Raw genomic sequence first — 17,883 nt, 5'->3', positions numbered from 1 at the left:
CAGTTCCTAAAAACTTTTACCAAAACGTCGGTGTTTATCGATGTCAACACTGCAGGTGTTGAATTGGCTATCCGGGTAAGTGCCTGCGCGGTTGAACTTATCACCCAGGAATACAGCCCGTGCAGCGGCAAAGAGCGCGTTTGCAACAACTGAACCAAATTGTATACGTGGTCAATGATGCCTGGCAAAAGGTTTGCGGCGACATCTGGGCCATGATTTGAATGCGGAAAACCTGCCCCCGCTTGGTTCAGGCGGTGCAACCTGGGATGAGGTATCCATTGGCCATGCGATTGTGTCAGAAGCCGTGATGGCTGGATCATTTCAAATCATCCGCCAATATGCCCAGATTATCCAGCAGGAACCCCAGCATCACCCAATGGGTAATCAAGCACCGATGGCCTTCATCCAAACAATTATTTTGAAATACTTCAGAAAATGACGGAGTAGATCATTATATCGGCACTTACATAGGAACTCGTTACACCCACCCCCGTTGCGATATGGAGATAGTTTTTAAGATGGGTGGAGACATGCACCCAAAACTTTGGAAGACGCTGGACAATTATGAACTGAAACATGTAATAACCTGCCCATGTATTGGCTGCCTCGATAGCGCTTTGTTGTTTGCAGTAGTACTCCTGGCCAAATGGTTATCAAATACAAATCCTTGGTTTTTGGCTGGTTTGTTTTTATTTAGGATCGAGATGGGGCTTTCGCTGTACCGCGTCATGCGTGAGGACACCATCTCCCAGTGAATGGCCTTGGTTGATTGGGGCAATTCTTGCAGGCGGCATCGTTGCTCCGGTATTGCTTATGTTTGGACTGGCAAGATGCCGCTTCGGAGGTCATCTCTATTGAATATGGAAGGCGTATTTACAACCTTACTGGCGTGGTTTGCTTTCCGGGGAAATTTTGACCGGCGGATTGTTTCGGCACGGTTACCATCGTTGGCACCACCCTGTTGAGCTGGCCTGAACAGATTCAGTTCTCAACCCTATGGCCTTTTAGCTATTGTGGGGCGCTTGCCTCGCATGGGGCATCGATCAAACTCTAACGCGCAAGATATCGTTGGCCGATACCACCTGGTTGTTGCCATCAAAGGGTTGATAGCAGGTAGTGTAAACGTAACGATCGCTTTATATTGGGCGCAACCTGGCCACCTCTCACGACAATGATGGCAACCCTGTTTTATTGGTTGGCTTGCTTTATGGCATCAGTCTCTTTTTTATTTATTGTGGGCTTGCGCCATCTCGGCACCGCTCGAACGGTCGCTTATTTTTCCGTTGCGCCGTTTTTTGCCGCAGCTTTGGCAATCCCCTCTTCGAGAACCGCTGAGTATCAGGATAGCGATCTCTGGTACCCCTCATGGCGTTGGGCACATGGTTACATTTAACGAGAGCAACATAGGCATAGAACATCTTCCACGAAATGCTGGATCATGACCATGAGAGCATAGTCATGATGAACATCATTCCCATAAGCATCCGGCAATATCCCCAACAAACAAGCATCGCCATCAGCACCGTCATGAGCCGCTGATACATACCCACCCACATTTCCCAGACACCCACCACCGTCATCAACATTGAGGTTGGTGGAGTTTTTCTATTCGCTATCACGGATAATTAGTTCATCAGGATTCAGAGCGTGGTTTTTATATCCCGCACGGCCCTACAAACCTATTGTCTGGATCGCGAGTTTCAATATTTCGGCACTACGGCGTAACTGATGGCGTTCGGTTTTATCCAAAAGCGGGTATGGGGTTTGCCGCACCCTTGCCCCTGCCACAATATGGGGTAAGGAAAAGTTACATCTGTAATCCCCTAACCTCCGGCAAGCGCACGCAGCAGGTTAAAACCGCGTGCTCATCTTGTAAAAATGGCTTGGGCGATGCAGGCCTGCCAGCGCCAATCCCATACCAAGTGGCCCCCTTGCCTGAATAATGCGGTAAGGACGGCGCGGCGAACCCGCTCATCAATCTGCGCGCGCGGTTTTGCGTGATCAGGGCTACCTGGGCCGCCATATCAACTAGCGGCATGTTTGCAACCGGTCGCCCTCGACCAATGCAATACCTCAATACACCATGTTCTCCCAACACATAAGCCTGAATAGAGTGGGTGAAACGTCCCCAAATGCTGTCCTAACAAAGCCCGAAAAGGGCGGTATCCAGGATAGTGCCGGAATCAATCACCCGCCCCTTCGTCTGGTCCTTGCCAAAATGGTCGATCGGATGGGTCGATGACATCAACGGGATTGGTCGCATTAACGAGGATAGCATGCGGGGCCGCCGCCCGAATTTTGGGGATGATATCCGCAAAAACCTCAGCATTGCCTTTTACCAAAGATCAAGCCTACTTTCATGGGTTTGTTGATTAACACCCGCAGCGATCATCACGATGGCGGCCCCTGCCAATTTCTTCATATGATCCAGCGTGGATAGGAATGGGGGCGGCAAAGGGGGTGGCATGGAAAATATCCTCGGCCTGGGCTTGGGCCAAGGCGTGGTTTTTATCCACCAATACTAATTCTGTTCCCACCTCCGCAAAACACAGGCATAGGCGGCGGTGAACCCATTCCCACAGCCAACAATCCCGATTTTCATTTTTCTTCTCCCTTGATGAATAAGTTGATAGATCCGTAAAAATTACATTTCCTTTAGCAAATCTTGGCTTCATGCTAGTCTATCCCTGTTTTTATCATTTATCGAGCATATTTTCATGGCCTGGACCCATTTAGATACCGCAACCGTTGCCTCACACCAATTCGACCTGTATCACCGGGATGGCCGGTACATGATCCGGGTGGACGGGATGGAGCTGATGAATGGCTATAACCATGAATCCCAAGATAGGTTGGGGAAATGGCCGTTTCTTTTGTGCAGCAACCCCACCCCCCATATCTTGCTGGGTGGGCTGGGGTTAAGGCTATACCCTCGGGGCATTGCCCAAAATCTGGGTGCCCGGGGCAGAATAGAGGTGGCCGAAATTTCCGCAGCTGTCATGGGATGGTACCGGCAATATCTGCAAACACAATTTTGAAGAATTGTCGCAGTGTGACCCTGCACCACGCCGATGTGGCGGCCATGATGCAATCTGGCACACGCTATGATATGATTATCCTGGATGTTGATAACGGTCCACAGGCCTTGTCCCAAAACAGCAACCATTTTTTGCACAGCCCCAAGGGTTGCAAGCCCTGTGGAATGGCTTGGCCACAAATGGGCAAATGCTGCTATGGTCGAGTTTTGAATCAGCGCATTTTCTGGAAAGGGCTGTGGATTCAGGTTATCAGGCCAGCTGTTTCCCGCAAACGCTTGCTGGCAGGGAAACCCCTTTCCATTACATTTACTGCCTTGTTAAAAAGGCTGATGCCGAATTATTTGCCAAAACCCAATCCCAACCTGCTGCAACTGATTTCATATGTTGTTTTACCCCCTACCTGCTACCAATAATTGAACAGCCGGGGCCATCAATTCGCGCTGATCTTTCTTAATCCAGGCGGCCTCAGTAATTTCAGCCGAGGGTTTGAAGGAATTGGGGATATCCCCGGCAAAACAGATCAGTGTCACCTGATCTTTGCCATCGTAAACTTGGGCCAATAACAGTTGTAACATAAGTTAAGGATTCGATCGGAACCGTAATCCCTAGCTCCTCCGCAAGCTCACGGATAAGCGTTTTTTTGGGCGATTCCTCATGTTCAATCTTCCCCCCAGGCAAATACCAAAGTTTATGGTTGCGAACCTGGCCAATAATAAGCTATTATCTTTTCCGCAGCAAACAGGCGCAATGGATCATATCACCCCAAATTTATCTTAATTCCTCAAATATTCTTAAAGAATGATATTTTAAGTAACCTTACTTTGATTGTCGATTGGCAAGTGCTACCCTTGAAAAGGCAAGGATTTCGCCTATAATAAGGCTATGACCACAAATTATGGATTAATTTTTGACAATCGCTTTGCAACTTTGCCCACTGATTTTATACATCAATGGCAGCAGAGGGTTGCAAAATCCCCTTTCCTCATCCACTTGAATCAAGATATGGCTGAAGAGATTGCCCTTAATCCCCAATCAACACAGGATTCTGATTTTCCTGCTTATTTTTCCGGGAACAAAAATTTGTTGGGTTCCAAGCCCGTGGCGATGGTTTATTCTGGCCATCAGTTCGGCGTGTGGGCAGGGCAATTGGGAGATGGGCGGGCTCTATTGCTGGGCCAAGTTCGGGGGAAAAGAACCCGTATGGGATATGCCCTCAGGGATCGGGGCAAACCCCTATTCCCGTATGGGTGATGGTCGAGCAGTATTGCGCTCGTGCATCCGCGAGTATTTATGTGGTGAGGCCATGCAGGGCCTGGGCATTCCTACCACCCGTTCCCTGTGCATTATCGGCAGCGGTGAGCAAGTGGCGCGGGAAAAAGGGAGCCCGCGCTATTCTAACCCGCCTGTCACCCTCGCATATCCGCTTTGGCCATTTCGAACATTTCTTCTCGCACAAACGACCTGATCTGATCAAATTATTGGCTGACCACGTTATCAACTGTATTTTAATGGATTATCCTATCAAGACTGGTTTGCCGAAATTGTCCAAACGCACGGCGCGGCTGATGGCGCAGTGGCAGGCGGTGGGCTTTACCACGGGGTCATGAATACCGACAATATGTCGATCCTTGGCTTAACGCTGATTACGGGACGTTCGGTTTTATGAAGCCAAGGATCCGCATTTTATTTGCAACCATTCTGATCCAACCGGGCGTTATGCTTTGACCAAGCAGCCAGCGGTTGCTTACTGGAATTTACAGGTGCTGGGTTATGTATTGCAATCGCTGATCCCCGAGCAAATGGCGCGGGATATTTTAGCCACCTTCCCCACCGAGTATAATTCGTTCTATCAGGAATTGATGACGGCTAAATTTGGGATAACCAAACCCAATGCACATGACCAGGAAATTTGGATAAAGCTTCTCGATTTAATGGCCAAACACAAAGCGGATTATACCAAGGTTTTCCATATATTAAGTGGGGTAGTTGCGGGTCAGGATAATAAGGTTTTTAAGGCCTTGTTTCAGGATAAGGCCCTGGTTCAAGATTGGTTAAGTTTATATTTGAATCGCATGCGGCAGGAAGCGCCGGGTTATCGAGCCAGAATAAAAAAATAAACCCCAAATATATCTTAAGGAATTGGGTGGCGGAAACCGCCATTCGCGCCTCGAACCATCAGGATTATACCGTGATTGATGATTTGATGAAAATATTCAAAACCCGTATGCCGAGCATGCGGGAATGGAAAAATTTGCCCAGGAAGCGCCCCAAGAAATGCGCGATTTATGCGTGTCTTGCTCGTCGTAACGCACGTCAGTTTATTTCATTCAATAAATCAACTCCTTAAGAACTTTCTTTGCCAACGTGATCCCCGCGCGGGATATTTGATCAAGTGATCAATTGTTCTTTTGCTATTCGCGGTGAAACCATAACGAAATGACCCGCCCCTGCTATATATCTTTCGCCGCTGAATAAATTCTCGGCCATTAATGCGTGACCGCTACCGTTGTGAAACGTTCCGTAACCTCAAGGTTTTTACTCGACAAATCCATAATTGCTCCCGCTTGGAACTTGCCTCTGAAAATCAACATCTTTCGCTGAACCTAATACCACTGCCTGTCGGCGCTGGCGGGTGGCCGTAATAAAAGCAGCTTTGGTCATGGCCGCTAATGCCCGCCCTCCTAACAAGTTTCCATGATGACTGGTGCGATTGGGAAAGACCATTTCCAACCATCCGAACTTCTTGAGAACGACTGGCTGATTTTGTTTTAAGCAGGGCGGTAACTGATAATCATCAGCAGCCCCCACGGCAACCATATAAAAACGCCGCGCGTACATAATCGCTGTTCGCCAGTCAGTAAACCTCCGCCGTCATCGAAACCCTCAACACTTAATGACCTTTTCCCCACCCGTATGACCTGGCCGGTAAATTCGATAATTTCGCCAACATTGGCCGCAGCGCGAAAATCAATACGCTCAGCCAAGCGGTAACAAATTTCACCCGCCCATGTTGCGTTGCCGCAATAAAGGCAATTTTGTCCATAATCGCCAAGCCCAATGCCCCCAAACAGCGTACCGTGATGATTGGTATCACCCGGAAAAACCAAATCAATGAGACGCACGGGTTGCATGTTATCCTCCATCCGCTGGTGTTTGCCATACCATTGTTATACGGTTTTTTGCAGTGCAGCACAAGTATGAATCGAGGAAACATCCGCACAATGAGAGCTAAAAATGGGCCTCTATGCAAATGTGACAAAGGAAATTTTAACTAAATAGAAGAACCCAGGCTTTTTAAGGCAGTTGAGGTTTTTCCATGAAAATCACCCAATTTCATTTCAGCGCCGATTTTCACCCCGTCACCCACCTTGACTATGCCGCCGTTCGGACCCAAAACATTCACGGTTAACCGGTAGGAATTTTTTTCAAAACGGGGATCTTGCTGTAAATGCCTTGGCAAAGTAGCACGCCTTCTTTCCATGAATTTTTTCATGAATTGGTCCGTGACCACTCCGGTTTCAGGATTACGGGTTGGCACAACACAGCGCGAACACGGGTTGGTGACAATTAATTCGTTTCGACCCAAATTTAACAGGCCACCCACTCCTTCTTGACCATAAAGGTATCCTCCCAATAGGCATCCACCCTAATGGCCATGATGATGTTCGGACGCATCCGCAAGGTCATTTCGTCAAGCCATTGATCAGGGGTCGAAATACCGGCCAGCCGCCTCAAGCGTGGCTTTTCCACAATGGTGGGGCCGGTGATTTGAAATCATCCGGAAACCCTATGACAGAATTTCGTTTGAGATGAAGGCCTGGAATATCAAGCTGTTTGGCAACCCAGGCGCTCAATGCCTCACGCTGGTGATCAAAAGTGAAAGTTTCTTTTCAGGGAATGCTTCAGACCACAGCGTGATGGTGCGCTTGGGCAAATTATATTCAGCCCGGATTTTGTGAATTTCAGCTAGGCGTTTGGCATTGACCACTCGGCCATCCGGTGATTCAAAAGCAAACTCCCGGTCGCCTTGCCAGCTGCCCGCCGCAGTGAACCGAGCGGCGATACTTCAATTCCTGGCAGTGATTTAAAAGGATATATGATGATTTTGAGATAAAAGGCATTGAAGCATTACCTGGAAGGTTTTGAAAAATTTTCAACTAATTGGTCTAGCATTTCACTCCAGCCCGTTTTGCACATGTCACTCTCGGCACTATCGGGTAGATCAGCATGCTGTAAGGTTACCTTCGTTTTATTGTTTTCATCCGCAAAGGTCACGGTAATTCGTGATTCGGCTGGCCATTCGGCACTTAATCCGTGGGCCTTGGGCGAGACTTGATTACCCTTCTCATCTGCAAAACTATCCACATAAACCAGCTTTTGCCCGGAGACAATTTCCCGGTATACCCCTTTACCCCAGAAATCTTTACCCTCAGGTGAGCGCATGCAATAAAGAAAAGTTCCACCCATCCGCAAATCAACTTTACAGCTGGGGCAGGTAAAACCCTTTGGCCGCCACCAACGCATGATCTGGCTGGGCTCTGTCCACGCCTTGAACACTTTATCACGCGAAGCATTGACAATACGGCTGAGGGTAAGGGTTTGCAATTTACTTGCTTTGGCCGCTTTTGGCGTTTCATTCATTTTTTTATGGGTCTTATCCATCATATTTCTTCCCTATTCGTGATAGTGTTCTTGTTCATCGCGACTGTGTCTTCAGCTATTATATGTGATAAATAAACGATTGAAAACCTTCTTTATCAGCATGAAAACAACAGACAGAGGCAAGATTTATATACAGATAACAACTGCTTTCAAAATCATTCTAGCCGAGGCATTAAATTACTGAAATTCAGGAGGAATTTGGTCGCCAAATAATAACCACATCGGGTGTTTGTTCAGGGCCTTAGCCAGGATGATTATTTCATAGTCCTTCACAAAACGGTTACCATTTTCCATTAAAGAAATGCTGTTCTGATCAACCACTAAATTATAATCGGTATTCAGCAAGGTGGCTAATTCTAGCTGATTCATTTTCGCCTCAACCCGCGCCACTTTAATGCGGTGGCCGCAGATATTGGTGGTTAGTTTTCTTTTTTGATTGTCCATGATGACCTGCCATTCTTTTTTGTCAGAATAGCAAGTAGCGTATTTACATTTTACGTCACTCAATGTAAAATAACGCTAGTCTAGTATTTATACATGTGAATATAATAAAAATCATTGGAACAAATGTGTGCTATCAACCATCAGGACAGCAACGAGATTTATTCGAGCCGCTTGATTTCAGCAATAAACAGGCAATGGCTGATTATGAACGGCAGATCAATCAACAAATTGGTATTTTCATCCGTACCCTGCGCCGCCAGCATGGCCTTACCCAAAAAGCTTTGGGCGACATGATAGGCGTAACCTATCAGCAAATTCAAAAATATGAGGCTGGAAAAAGCAGTATGAGTGTAGGGAAATTAGCCTTAATCCTAAGAGCCATGGATTATTTACTAAATTCTCATATCTCTGAAGAAGCCAAGTGATTATGAAGGTTATAAAAGAGGCCCTTTCTCCATGGCTGCAAGAGGATGAAATTCCTAATAGTTAAACATTATCACCCAATTTCGCCAATCGTTTTTGAGCTTTCAAAGGATTTTTATCAATTGACTTAATATTAAGAAGTGATTCTTTTGGGTGTTTCTCTATAACTTCATCAACATTAGCATATATTGTTTTATAGTTCTCTAACATTTTATAGCTCTATAACTATTAGCTATAGACCGCTTATATCCATCAGGCATAAAAAGACCGGGAACTTCTTGTATACTGAAAAGTTTTACTTCCTTATGCTCATGACTGACCGTCGGAGAACGATTTTTTCCTACTGTCTTGCAGAGGTAGGTTATAATAACAACTTCAACATTAGGTGAAACAACATAAAGCCAGCTATCAATAATACTATCAACTTCAACTGAAATGCTAAGTTCTTCAAAGGCTTCTCTAACCACGCAGCTTTCAGGACTCTCGCCCGGTTCAAGTTTCCCCCCTGGTAATTCCCACTCGTCTCTTTCATTTTTTAGCAAGATAACTTTCCTGTTAAGATATATAACGGACTTAATAGAAACAGGAAAATGAGAAGCTTTATGATCAGAATATTTTTGTGATATCATTACCTACTCCAGCAATTCTAACATTTTTCTATTTATTGTAACTTGTAGAAATACCCCACTTGCACCCTAAGATTTCTTGATATAACCAAAATTAGGGGATATTACACCTAAAAAAATTATCAGCATTTTAGGAACATGATTTCTTTTTTTGAACCAAGAGTTCTTATTTAAATGATTTAATAATTTCTAGGTTTAAATAAATTTGATTGCTGAAGTAGCAATGGCTAAAACTTATTAATGAACAAGTTAATGAATTGAAGGGATAGATGGTTGCGGGGGCAGGATTTGAACCTGCGGCCTTCAGGTTATGAGCCTGACGAGCTACCGGGCTGCTCCACCCCGCGTTAGGGTATGTGTGTTGGGGTGTGGTGGGATTATATGGAGGTGAGGAGAGGATATGATGTGTTGACGGGACCTGGCAGCGACCTACTCTCCCGCGCCTTAAGACACAGTACCATGGGCGCGGAGGATTTTCACGGCCGAGTTCGGGATGGGATCGGGTGTAGGCTCCTCGCTATAACCACCAGGTTTCGTCAACACATCATGCGTGAAGTATAGAACAGATAAGAAGTTGGGGTATCCGTGTCACTGTTTTTCCTTGATCCAACAGAGTTTGATCTCTGTGCGCGGATCAGCAAAGATGCGATAAGCCAATGAGGCGATTAGTACCGGTTAGCTACATGCCTTACGGCACTTCCACTTCCGGCCTATTAACGTGGTGGTCTACCACGGCCTTCATAGGGAGAACTTATTTCGAGGTGGGTTTCCCGCTTAGATGCGTTCAGCAGTTATCCCGTCCGTACTTAGCTACTCGGCGATGCCGCTGGCGCGACAACCGATACACCAGAGGTACGTCCATCCCGGTCCTCTCGTACTAGGGACAGATCCTCTCAATTCTCCAAACACCCACGGTAGATAGGGACCGAACTGTCTCACGACGTTCTGAACCCAGCTCACGTACCACTTTAAATGGCGAACAGCCATACCCTTGGGACCTGCTCCAGCCCCAGGATGTGATGAGCCGACATCGAGGTGCCAAACCTCCCCGTCGATATGGACTCTTGGGGAGATCAGCCTGTTATCCCCGGAGTACCTTTTATTCGTTGAGCGATGACCCTTCCACACAGAACCACCGGATCACTATGGCCGACTTTCGTCTCTGCTCGACTTGTCAGTCTCGCAGTCAGGCGGGCTTGTGCCATTACACTCAGCGGTTGATTTCCGACCAACCTGAGCCCACCATCGCGCGCCTCCGTTACCTTTTGGGAGGCGACCGCCCCAGTCAAACTACCCACCATGCAGGGTCCCGGCCCCCGTTTTTGAGGCTCGGTTAGATATCAGAGAACAAAAGGGCGGTATTTCAAGGTTGCCTCCACACTAGCTAGCGCCAGCGCTTCATCGCTCCCGCCTATCCTACACATCTCTTCCCTAATACCACTGCAAAGCTATAGTAAAGGTGCATGGGGTCTTTCCGTCTAGCCGCGGGTACTCCGTATCTTCACGAAGAATCCAGTTTCGCTGAGTTGATGTTGGAGACAGTGGGGAAGTCGTTACGCCATTCGTGCAGGTCGGAACTTACCCGACAAGGAATTTCGCTACCTTAGGACCGTTATAGTTACGGCCGCCGTTTACCGGGGCTTCAATTCAGAGCTTGCACTCCTCCTCTTAACCTTCCGGCGCCGGGCGGGCGTCAGACCCTATACGTCGCCGTACTGGCTTCGCAGAGCCCTGTGTTTTTGTTAAACAGTCGCTACCCCAATTATGTGCCCCCTATTCATGGTTGCCCACAAATAGGGCCTCTTCTTCCGAAGTTACAGGGTCAATTTGCCGAGTTCCTTCAACATCATTCTCTCAAGCGCCTTGGTATACTCTACCAGTCCACCTGTGTCGGTTTGGGGTACGGTCTATACGCTAGAGTTATTTCCTGGGACACCTTCACAGCCCTCACCACTTCCATCCGGCAAGAACAATTTACAGCATCCGTCACTTCTAGCAGGCCCTGGAATATTAACCAGGTTCCCATCGATTACGCCTGTCGGCCTCACCTTAGGGACCGGCTCACCCTGCGCGGATTAACCTTGCGCAGGAACCCTTGGACTTACGGCGAAAGTGTTTCTCACACTTTTTATCGCTACTCGTGTCAGCATTCTCACTTCCGATACCTCCAGCATTCCTCACGGAACACCTTCACAGGCCTACGGAACGCTCCGCTACCGCTTGTGGACACTCCCGTGTTTCACAAACCCGCAGCTTCGGTACATGGCTTAATCCCCGATACATTTTCGGCGCAGGACGACTTTTCTAGATCAGTGAGCTATTACGCTTTCTTTAAAGATGGCTGCTTCTAAGCCAACTTCCTGATTGTCTTGGTCTTCCCACATCCTTTCCAACTTAGCCATGATTTAGGGACCTTAGATGGCGGTCTGGGCTCTTCCCTCACGACCACGGACCTTAGCACCCATGGTCTGCCTATTGACTTCTACTCACCGGTATTCGGAGTTTGGTTAGGTTTGGTAAAGCTCGCGCTCCCCTAGCCCATCCAGTGCTCTACCCCCAGTGGTAATCCATCAACGCTCTACCTAAATAGATATCGCGGAGAACCAGCTATTTCCAAGTTTGATTAGCCTTTCACCCCTAACCACAGGTCATCCCCGTCTTTTTCAACAGACGTGGGTTCGGTCCTCCAGATAGTGTTACCCATCCTTCAACCTGCCCATGGCTAGATCACTTGGTTTCGGGTCTAATCCCACGAACTATCGCCCTATTCAGACTCGCTTTCGCTACGCCTACACCTATCGGCTTAAGCTCGCTCGTGAGACTAACTCGCTGACCCATTATACAAAAGGTACGCAGTCACCACACACAACCCGAAGGTCATGATGGCTCCTACTGCTTGTAAGCATTCGGTTTCAGGTCTATTTCATTCCCCTCATCGGGTTGCTTTTCACCTTTCCCTCACGGTACTTGTTCACTATCGGTCACTAAGGAGTACTTAGGCTTGGAGGGTGGTCCCCCCATGTTCAAACAGGATTTCACGTGTCCCGCCTTACTCAAGGATTATATTGCTTTCTACCCGTACGGGGCTATCACCCTTTCTCGCTTGCCTTTCCAGACATTTCCGGTTCTTACATTATAACCACTGGCCTCTTCCGCTTTCGCTCGCCACTACTCGCGGAGTCTCGGTTGATTTCTTTTCCTCCAGTTACTGAGATGTTTCAGTTCACCGGGTTCGCTTCACAAACCTATGTATTCAGTTTGTGATAACCCCTAAGGGTTGGGTTCCCCCATTCGGACATCCACGGATCACTGGTCATTCGCACCTCCCCGTAGCTTATCGCAGCGTATCACGTCCTTCTTCGCCTCTTAGTGCCAAGGCATCCACCAAATGCTCTTATTCGCGCTTGATCGCAACCGCTTCTCCTCGCACAGAGATCACTCCCCGCTCAATTCAAAACAGTCACACTTAATCCCTCAACTCATTTCTTTCTTCTTCGTAAACTCTCAGCCACTACCTCGCCACTATCAAGCCTAAGCTTAACAATAGCACAGCAATAGCCAAGGTTAACCTTCTTTCTATACTTCACGTATTCCGGTCTGTCACCTTCGCCCACATCAATCTGCAACCCTTAAGGCCACACCATCAACATAAACTTCGCCAACTAAGTTATACCAACTCCCTCAGCCAGCCTGGCTAACCATCCCCATCACCACAAGACTCACGTCCCACAGCAATAGCTACAGCTAACCCCTAACATTCCTTCCTCTCTCACCTGTCATATAACATTGGCTGCTTCGTAAAGTGGCCAAATATCATTACCAGAAACACTGGCAACGGGTTACGGTTATAAGCTGAAGATACCCCCCTGTCAATAAGTTTCTAATAATATTTTATTATGATTATTAGAATAAAAACCCTTATATAATAGATGGATAAATAGTTTATTTGCCCTTTAAAATGTTTCTGAATCTTATTCCTGCCGTTACTAATCGACCAATAATCACATTTTCTTTCAAGTCTATCAAGAAAAGAAGAAAAGAAACACTTCCCCAGTTGAACTTTTGATCATTAAGAATAAAGAAACTAACTGATCAACAAAAATAGCAAGTTTAGTCAAGCAGCTTGATAAAAAACTAGCTATCATCTGCCACACCAAGGAGAAATAGTTCAACCTACTGGTCGAAAACACGGGAAATCATGAGAATAAAAACTGGTACAACGCAAATATATATTGATGGCATCCAGCGTTCTTTAGAATATATTTGCCAGCATCTTGATCAATCCGTTTCTTTGGAAACGCTGGCCAAGATTGCCTGTTTTTCACCTTTTCATTTTCATCGGATTTTTCGGGGATTGACAGGAGAAACGGTTGCCGACCTAACCCGGCGCATCCGTTTGGAATATGCTTATTACATGCTTATGCAGCAAAACTGGATGTAACCGAAGCTACTTTTGAAGTTGGTTATGAGAATGTTGAATCATTCAGTCGGGCTTTCAAAAAGCATTTTGGCTTTAACCCATCAAAAGTAACCCTAGGAAAGTCAATGGCAGATTTTCAAACCCATGCTTCCTATGCTGTCCGGTTGAATTTTTCCCCTTAAAACTAGAATTACAACCTATTATCGGAGAGACCACCATGAAAGTACGAATTGAAGAAATCAAAGAACACCCCATTGCCTATATTCGCCATATTGGACCCTATCATGAAGTTGGGGATACCTATAAGCAATTATTTGCCTGGGCAGGCTCAAACGGACTACTGCACCCTATGCCAAATATGTATGGTTTTTCATGGGATGACCCAACCGTGGTTCCAGCCCATCAATTACGTTTTGATGCAGCTATTTCCATGCCAAAAGATACAAATTTAAAAGGAAAAACTTGTCCAAATCATTAAATTTCCTGCTGGGTTATGGGCGATTACTCGCCATCAAGGTTCTTATAAACAAATTGGGGAAATCTTTTCAAGAAATGATGGGAACTTGGTTACCAACAAGTGGCTATCTGCCCGACGATAAAAGACCATGTTTAGAAATTTATTTAAACACCCCTATGTCCACCCCAGAACCAGAACTTGACGGATATTTGCATTCCCATCCAAAAAATTCTTTGAAAAAATAAATTTTAACAACTAAGATTTAAGCGGTTTTTCTTTTGAAGCGACGATTCATGAAATGGATCATAAAAACAGGCAGTTCGGTGGCAATGGCCTCTGGTTTGCTCGATTAATGTGCCCGAAGTACCCCCCAACCTGCATGTCTCTTATTCATCAAATCTATCCCCATTAAGCTCGAACTGATTGTCATTCCGCCAACTGTCTACATGCTTAAGTCAGAAAATTTTAAAAATTTAAGTCCACGTGCTCAAGCACGCCATTTCTTAGGCCCAGGATTCCCATATCTCTAATCCAAATTAGTCGAGCGAGCAAAGGGCTTCTAAAAGTAGGGGCCTAATAAGTGACAAAGTTTAAACTAAAAAATGTTTCCCCTGCATGATCTTCATTTTTTTATAATTAAATTGGGTGAGCCGCTAATAAGTAGTTTATTTGTTTAAGTTGTATCTTACGATGATATCATCATACTTCTGGCAAGCTTCGTTCAATTTGCCCGCATAAGCCTGCAAAGCCGCTTCATCGGCCTGATTAACAATGTCGTCCATGTCACTTGATGATATTTGACCCATTATGGTCTTGTCGATAATAAATCGAGCTTTTGCGTCTATCTCCTCATCTGTGCAATCCGCATAAGAAATATTTGTTAATACAAAGCTTGATAATAAAGCTACAATAAAAGCGTATTTTTTTAAACATAATGTTTCCTTTCAAATATTTTTAGCATATATTTATACCACAAAAAACAAAATTTGGAACTTACTTCTCGTTCATCATTTTTATTTTCGTGAGAATAGCTTCGGCCAATATTTGATGTTGCGAAGCTTCCAATGCACCCCATCCAATTTACTAGAAGTGACAATCTTGGAAGCGTCTAAAAACCCAATTTCTTGTTTTTGCGATAATTTTTGGTAAAAAATAGGTAATTTTTCTGAATTTTTGATGGCTTCTAGTGGAAATTCAAGTTGAAATGAAGCAGAAAAAATTTCAGGTTGTCTGATGATCGGCGGCGCTATCAATAAAATTTCGGGGGCTTGGCCTGATGGACCTTTGTTGGAATTTTTAACTAATTCAATCAGTTGGCTCATTGCTTGCGTAATTTGCTCAGGCGTGCGATTAAATCGTGCCCTGATATCATTTGTTCCTAAGCTTAAGATAACAATCTCAAGGGGATAATGAGACTCTAAAAACAACGGTAAATCCTTCCAACCGTTTCTTGGGGTTTATTAGGAATAAGCTCATCAAGATTAGTCGTTCGACCAGCCAATCCTTCTTCAATAATATGATATTGCTTGCCAAGCTTTCTTTGCAAAATACCGGGCCAGCGTTGATCGCGCGCATATCTCGAATGGAGGGATGTTTTTTCATCAAAACTTGCTGGAATGCATCCCCGCAAATTTGAATCGCCATAACATAATATATTTTTCATAATAGTTTTCTTTCACCGAGCTAAGTTATAACATTTTATTTCGGTAAGACGGGGTGTAATAGATGATAATCTTCAATAACCTGATCATAGATTGTGCATGCTATTTGCAAATCGCGCGGATTTGCTACTGTTTGGATAACTTCCAGTCTACGAGAAATTTCTTCTGACTCAGTAATTAAGAACCTATTTTTATTTACGGCATCTTCGAGCACGCTTATTTTTGCCACAAAATCCTTTATTGAGCAGGTTCCTCTATACCGTGAAGCTGTTACGGCGCTTGGCATTATAATAAAAGTCAAAAAACTATTTTTCTGACGCTCATCCGCATGGGCTTTTATTAGAATTTCGTCCTTTAAATTAGTCAATTAATTTTTTGAATTTACTCAAATGTATAATTAACCTAATAAACAAAAAAAGCGATACCAACCAAATGGTATCGCTTCACAAATAAGAATCTCTAAAGATGATAAATGAGTAAAGGAGGAGAAGGGATGGGAGGGAGGTGGGTTGGGTGTGGGGTTGAAGATAGGGTTTGAATTAGTAGAATATTATGTAAGGTTGGGTTAACCATTGCTGGTTAACATCCTTAGAAAGGAGGTGATCCAGCCGCAGGTTCCCCTACGGCTACCTTGTTACGACTTCACCCCAGTCACTGACCCTACCGTGGTTGGCTGCCTCCTTGCGGTTAGCAACACCAGCTTCAGGTAGAACCAACTCCCATGGTGTGACGGGCGGTGTGTACAAGGCGCTGGGAACGTATTCACCGCTACCTGCTGATTAGCGATTACTAGCGATTCCAACTTCATGCTCTCGAGTTGCAGAGAACAATCTGAACTGAGATGGCTTTTGAGGATTTGCTCCAGGTTGCCCTATTGCGTCCCTCTGTCACCACCATTGTAGTACGTGTGTAGCCCAGCCCGTAAGGGCCATGAGGACTTGACGTCATCCCCGCCTTCCTCCGGCTTATCACCGGCAGTTTGTTCAAAGTGCCCAGCTTAACCTGATGGCAACTGAACATGGGGTTGCGCTCGTTGCGGGACTTAACACCAACATCTCACGACACGAGCTGACGACAGCCATGCAGCACCTGTGTGGAAGCCAGCCGAACTGAAGGATCTCATTTCTGTGACCCATACTTCCCATGTCAAGAGCTGGTAAGGTTCTTCGCGTTGCGTCGAATTAAACCACATACTCCACCGCTTGTGCGGGCCCCCGTCAATTCCTTTGAGTTTTAATCTTGCGACCGTACTCCCCAGGCGGAGTGCTTCATGCGTTAGCTGCGACACTGAAAGGTAAACCTTCCAACGTCTAGCACTCATCGTTTACGGCGTGGACTACCAGGGTATCTAATCCTGTTTGCTCCCCACGCTTTCGCGCCTCAGTGTCAGTTCCGTTCCAGATAGCCGCCTTCGCCACCGGTGTTCTTCCTAATATCTACGAATTTCACCTCTACACTAGGAATTCCGCTATCCTCTCCCGGACTCTAGCTTTACAGTCTCAAATGCCATCCCCAGGTTAAGCCTAGGCCTTTCACATCTGACTTGTAGAGCCACCTACGCGCCCTTTACGCCCAGTCATTCCGAACAACGCTAGCCCCCTCTGTATTACCGCGGCTGCTGGCACAGAGTTAGCCGGGGCTTATTCTCACGCTACCGTCATCATCGTCGCGTGCAAAAGAGCTTTACAACCCGAAGGCCTTCATCACTCACGCGGCATCGCTGGATCAGGGTTGCCCCCATTGTCCAATATTCCCCACTGCTGCCTCCCGTAGGAGTCTGGGCCGTGTCTCAGTCCCAGTGTGGCTGATCGTCCTCTCAGACCAGCTACGGATCTCAGGCTTGGTAGGCTTTTACCCTACCAACTACCTAATCCGACGTAGGCCCTTCCTTCGGCAATATATCTTTCCCCCAAAGGGCTTATAGGGTATTAGCTATAGTTTCCCATAGTTATCCCCTACCCAAGGGCAGGTTCCTACTTTGTACTCACCCGTTCGCCACTAATGATATTGCTACCATCCGTTCGACTTGCATGTGTTAAGCGTGCCGCCAGCGTTCGTTCTGAGCCAGGATCAAACTCTCAGTTTAACTTACTCGATCCACAGCCTAAACTGCAAATCAGAGCCCAATTTAATTCAAACCTTCCTCAAACGT

General features: G+C 46.1%; 27 protein-coding genes, 1 tRNA gene, 3 rRNA genes and 2 pseudogenes. 13 read left to right on the top strand and 20 right to left on the bottom strand.

Going from position 1 to position 17,883, the window contains the following annotated elements:
* The first annotated feature begins 193 nt into the window (after nucleotides 1-193).
* Nucleotides 194-439, top strand: coding sequence for a pyridoxine 5'-phosphate synthase (locus IPP67_07270; GenBank protein ID MBL0338944.1), 246 nt, complete (start codon nucleotides 194-196; stop codon nucleotides 437-439).
* A gap of 130 nt (nucleotides 440-569) precedes the next feature.
* Nucleotides 570-1,589: pseudogene (locus IPP67_07265) on the top strand (DMT family transporter).
* 218 nt (nucleotides 1,590-1,807) lie between these two features.
* Here the strand turns inward: IPP67_07265 and IPP67_07260 are convergent.
* From IPP67_07260 to IPP67_07250, 3 genes are all read right to left on the bottom strand, one after another.
* Nucleotides 1,808-2,038 (bottom strand): hypothetical protein, encoded by a 231-nt coding sequence (locus IPP67_07260; GenBank protein MBL0338943.1) that lies wholly within the window; start codon nucleotides 2,036-2,038, stop codon nucleotides 1,808-1,810.
* Between the two features lie 145 nt (nucleotides 2,039-2,183).
* The gene (locus IPP67_07255) at nucleotides 2,184-2,342 is read right to left on the bottom strand and encodes a hypothetical protein (protein ID MBL0338942.1); all 159 of its coding nucleotides are present in this window, start codon (nucleotides 2,340-2,342) and stop codon (nucleotides 2,184-2,186) included.
* 30 nt (nucleotides 2,343-2,372) lie between these two features.
* Nucleotides 2,373-2,675 carry a hypothetical protein gene (locus tag IPP67_07250; protein MBL0338941.1) on the bottom strand — a complete coding sequence of 101 codons (303 nt, stop codon included), beginning with the start codon at nucleotides 2,673-2,675 and terminating at the stop codon, nucleotides 2,373-2,375.
* A 42-nt stretch (nucleotides 2,676-2,717) separates the two neighbouring features.
* Here IPP67_07250 and IPP67_07245 point away from each other — a divergent pair, with 42 nt between their 5' ends.
* Together IPP67_07245 and IPP67_07240 are read left to right on the top strand one after the other, a co-directional pair.
* Complete coding sequence (locus IPP67_07245) at nucleotides 2,718-3,038, top strand: hypothetical protein (protein ID MBL0338940.1); 321 nt, start codon at nucleotides 2,718-2,720, stop codon at nucleotides 3,036-3,038.
* The gene (locus IPP67_07240) at nucleotides 3,035-3,451 is read left to right on the top strand and encodes a hypothetical protein (GenBank protein MBL0338939.1); all 417 of its coding nucleotides are present in this window, start codon (nucleotides 3,035-3,037) and stop codon (nucleotides 3,449-3,451) included. The genes IPP67_07245 and IPP67_07240 overlap by 4 nt, the downstream gene beginning before the upstream one ends.
* A gap of 61 nt (nucleotides 3,452-3,512) precedes the next feature.
* Here IPP67_07240 and IPP67_07235 read toward each other — a convergent pair whose 3' ends face one another.
* Entirely contained in the window at nucleotides 3,513-3,716 is a 204-nt protein-coding gene (locus IPP67_07235; protein ID MBL0338938.1) for an NUDIX domain-containing protein, read from the bottom strand.
* Between the two features lie 204 nt (nucleotides 3,717-3,920).
* On the opposite strand from IPP67_07235, the gene IPP67_07230 reads away from it, so the two are divergent.
* The 5 genes from IPP67_07230 to IPP67_07210 all read left to right on the top strand — a co-directional run bounded on the left by IPP67_07230 (nucleotide 3,921) and on the right by IPP67_07210 (nucleotide 5,385).
* Entirely contained in the window at nucleotides 3,921-4,289 is a 369-nt protein-coding gene (locus tag IPP67_07230) for a YdiU family protein (GenBank protein MBL0338937.1), read from the top strand.
* The gene (locus IPP67_07225) at nucleotides 4,282-4,503 is read left to right on the top strand and encodes a YdiU family protein (protein ID MBL0338936.1); all 222 of its coding nucleotides are present in this window, start codon (nucleotides 4,282-4,284) and stop codon (nucleotides 4,501-4,503) included. The genes IPP67_07230 and IPP67_07225 overlap by 8 nt, the downstream gene beginning before the upstream one ends.
* Nucleotides 4,394-4,645 (top strand): YdiU family protein, encoded by a 252-nt coding sequence (locus IPP67_07220; protein ID MBL0338935.1) that lies wholly within the window; start codon nucleotides 4,394-4,396, stop codon nucleotides 4,643-4,645. The genes IPP67_07225 and IPP67_07220 overlap by 110 nt, the downstream gene beginning before the upstream one ends.
* Nucleotides 4,646-4,723: 78 nt before the next feature.
* On the top strand, nucleotides 4,724-5,155 hold the full coding sequence (locus tag IPP67_07215) for a YdiU family protein (protein ID MBL0338934.1): 432 nt from the start codon (nucleotides 4,724-4,726) through the stop codon (nucleotides 5,153-5,155).
* Nucleotides 5,156-5,181: 26 nt separating this feature from the next.
* Nucleotides 5,182-5,385, top strand: a complete 204-nt coding sequence (locus tag IPP67_07210; protein ID MBL0338933.1) for a hypothetical protein — start codon at nucleotides 5,182-5,184, stop codon at nucleotides 5,383-5,385.
* A gap of 41 nt (nucleotides 5,386-5,426) precedes the next feature.
* Here the strand turns inward: IPP67_07210 and IPP67_07205 are convergent.
* The 6 genes and pseudogenes from IPP67_07205 to IPP67_07180 all read right to left on the bottom strand — a co-directional run bounded on the left by IPP67_07205 (nucleotide 5,427) and on the right by IPP67_07180 (nucleotide 8,144).
* Nucleotides 5,427-6,169: pseudogene (locus tag IPP67_07205) on the bottom strand (acyl-CoA thioesterase).
* A 140-nt stretch (nucleotides 6,170-6,309) separates the two neighbouring features.
* Nucleotides 6,310-6,642, bottom strand: coding sequence for an MOSC domain-containing protein (locus IPP67_07200; protein ID MBL0338932.1), 333 nt, complete (start codon nucleotides 6,640-6,642; stop codon nucleotides 6,310-6,312).
* Complete coding sequence (locus IPP67_07195; GenBank protein ID MBL0338931.1) at nucleotides 6,627-6,773, bottom strand: hypothetical protein; 147 nt, start codon at nucleotides 6,771-6,773, stop codon at nucleotides 6,627-6,629. Before IPP67_07195 ends, IPP67_07200 begins: the two co-directional genes overlap by 16 nt.
* 115 nt (nucleotides 6,774-6,888) lie before the next feature.
* Nucleotides 6,889-7,101, bottom strand: a complete 213-nt coding sequence (locus IPP67_07190; protein ID MBL0338930.1) for an MOSC N-terminal beta barrel domain-containing protein — start codon at nucleotides 7,099-7,101, stop codon at nucleotides 6,889-6,891.
* A 65-nt stretch (nucleotides 7,102-7,166) separates the two neighbouring features.
* Nucleotides 7,167-7,703, bottom strand: coding sequence for an SRPBCC domain-containing protein (locus IPP67_07185; protein MBL0338929.1), 537 nt, complete (start codon nucleotides 7,701-7,703; stop codon nucleotides 7,167-7,169).
* A gap of 174 nt (nucleotides 7,704-7,877) precedes the next feature.
* Entirely contained in the window at nucleotides 7,878-8,144 is a 267-nt protein-coding gene (locus IPP67_07180; protein ID MBL0338928.1) for a helix-turn-helix transcriptional regulator, read from the bottom strand.
* A 194-nt stretch (nucleotides 8,145-8,338) separates the two neighbouring features.
* Here IPP67_07180 and IPP67_07175 point away from each other — a divergent pair, with 194 nt between their 5' ends.
* Nucleotides 8,339-8,569 carry a helix-turn-helix transcriptional regulator gene (locus IPP67_07175; protein MBL0338927.1) on the top strand — a complete coding sequence of 77 codons (231 nt, stop codon included), beginning with the start codon at nucleotides 8,339-8,341 and terminating at the stop codon, nucleotides 8,567-8,569.
* Nucleotides 8,570-8,630: 61 nt separating this feature from the next.
* On the opposite strand, the gene IPP67_07170 is transcribed toward IPP67_07175, so the two are convergent.
* From IPP67_07170 to IPP67_07150, 5 genes are all read right to left on the bottom strand, one after another.
* Nucleotides 8,631-8,777, bottom strand: coding sequence for a hypothetical protein (locus IPP67_07170; GenBank protein ID MBL0338926.1), 147 nt, complete (start codon nucleotides 8,775-8,777; stop codon nucleotides 8,631-8,633).
* Nucleotides 8,771-9,196 (bottom strand): NUDIX hydrolase, encoded by a 426-nt coding sequence (locus IPP67_07165; GenBank protein ID MBL0338925.1) that lies wholly within the window; start codon nucleotides 9,194-9,196, stop codon nucleotides 8,771-8,773. Before IPP67_07165 ends, IPP67_07170 begins: the two co-directional genes overlap by 7 nt.
* 267 nt (nucleotides 9,197-9,463) lie before the next feature.
* Nucleotides 9,464-9,540, bottom strand: a tRNA-Met gene (locus IPP67_07160).
* Between the two features lie 69 nt (nucleotides 9,541-9,609).
* Nucleotides 9,610-9,724 (bottom strand): 5S ribosomal RNA (gene rrf / locus IPP67_07155).
* 113 nt (nucleotides 9,725-9,837) lie between these two features.
* Nucleotides 9,838-12,604 (bottom strand): 23S ribosomal RNA (locus tag IPP67_07150).
* Between the two features lie 870 nt (nucleotides 12,605-13,474).
* Between IPP67_07150 and IPP67_07145 the strand changes: the two genes are divergently transcribed.
* From IPP67_07145 to IPP67_07135, 3 genes are all read left to right on the top strand, one after another.
* Entirely contained in the window at nucleotides 13,475-13,795 is a 321-nt protein-coding gene (locus IPP67_07145; protein ID MBL0338924.1) for a helix-turn-helix domain-containing protein, read from the top strand.
* Nucleotides 13,796-13,830: 35 nt separating this feature from the next.
* Nucleotides 13,831-14,091 (top strand): GyrI-like domain-containing protein, encoded by a 261-nt coding sequence (locus IPP67_07140; GenBank protein ID MBL0338923.1) that lies wholly within the window; start codon nucleotides 13,831-13,833, stop codon nucleotides 14,089-14,091.
* Nucleotides 14,092-14,165: 74 nt separating this feature from the next.
* Entirely contained in the window at nucleotides 14,166-14,315 is a 150-nt protein-coding gene (locus IPP67_07135; GenBank protein ID MBL0338922.1) for a hypothetical protein, read from the top strand.
* A gap of 420 nt (nucleotides 14,316-14,735) precedes the next feature.
* Here IPP67_07135 and IPP67_07130 read toward each other — a convergent pair whose 3' ends face one another.
* From IPP67_07130 to IPP67_07110, 5 genes are all read right to left on the bottom strand, one after another.
* Nucleotides 14,736-14,876: a hypothetical protein gene (locus IPP67_07130; GenBank protein ID MBL0338921.1), complete on the bottom strand. Its 141-nt coding sequence runs from the start codon at nucleotides 14,874-14,876 to the stop codon at nucleotides 14,736-14,738.
* Nucleotides 14,877-15,083: 207 nt separating this feature from the next.
* Complete coding sequence (locus tag IPP67_07125) at nucleotides 15,084-15,497, bottom strand: hypothetical protein (GenBank protein ID MBL0338920.1); 414 nt, start codon at nucleotides 15,495-15,497, stop codon at nucleotides 15,084-15,086.
* A complete protein-coding gene (locus tag IPP67_07120) occupies nucleotides 15,488-15,733 on the bottom strand; it encodes a hypothetical protein (protein ID MBL0338919.1) in 246 nt (81 codons plus the stop codon). The genes IPP67_07125 and IPP67_07120 overlap by 10 nt, the downstream gene beginning before the upstream one ends.
* A gap of 35 nt (nucleotides 15,734-15,768) precedes the next feature.
* Nucleotides 15,769-16,098, bottom strand: a complete 330-nt coding sequence (locus tag IPP67_07115; protein MBL0338918.1) for a hypothetical protein — start codon at nucleotides 16,096-16,098, stop codon at nucleotides 15,769-15,771.
* A 225-nt stretch (nucleotides 16,099-16,323) separates the two neighbouring features.
* Nucleotides 16,324-17,817: ribosomal RNA gene (locus IPP67_07110) — 16S ribosomal RNA — on the bottom strand.
* Nucleotides 17,818-17,883: the final 66 nt, after the last annotated feature.

It is taken from the genome of Rhodospirillaceae bacterium (genome assembly GCA_016722635.1).
Taxonomy (GTDB): domain Bacteria; phylum Pseudomonadota; class Alphaproteobacteria; order JAEUKQ01; family JAEUKQ01; genus JAEUKQ01.
The sequence above is the reverse complement of the archived record's forward strand: the minus strand, read 5'-3'. Positions and strand labels throughout refer to the sequence as shown.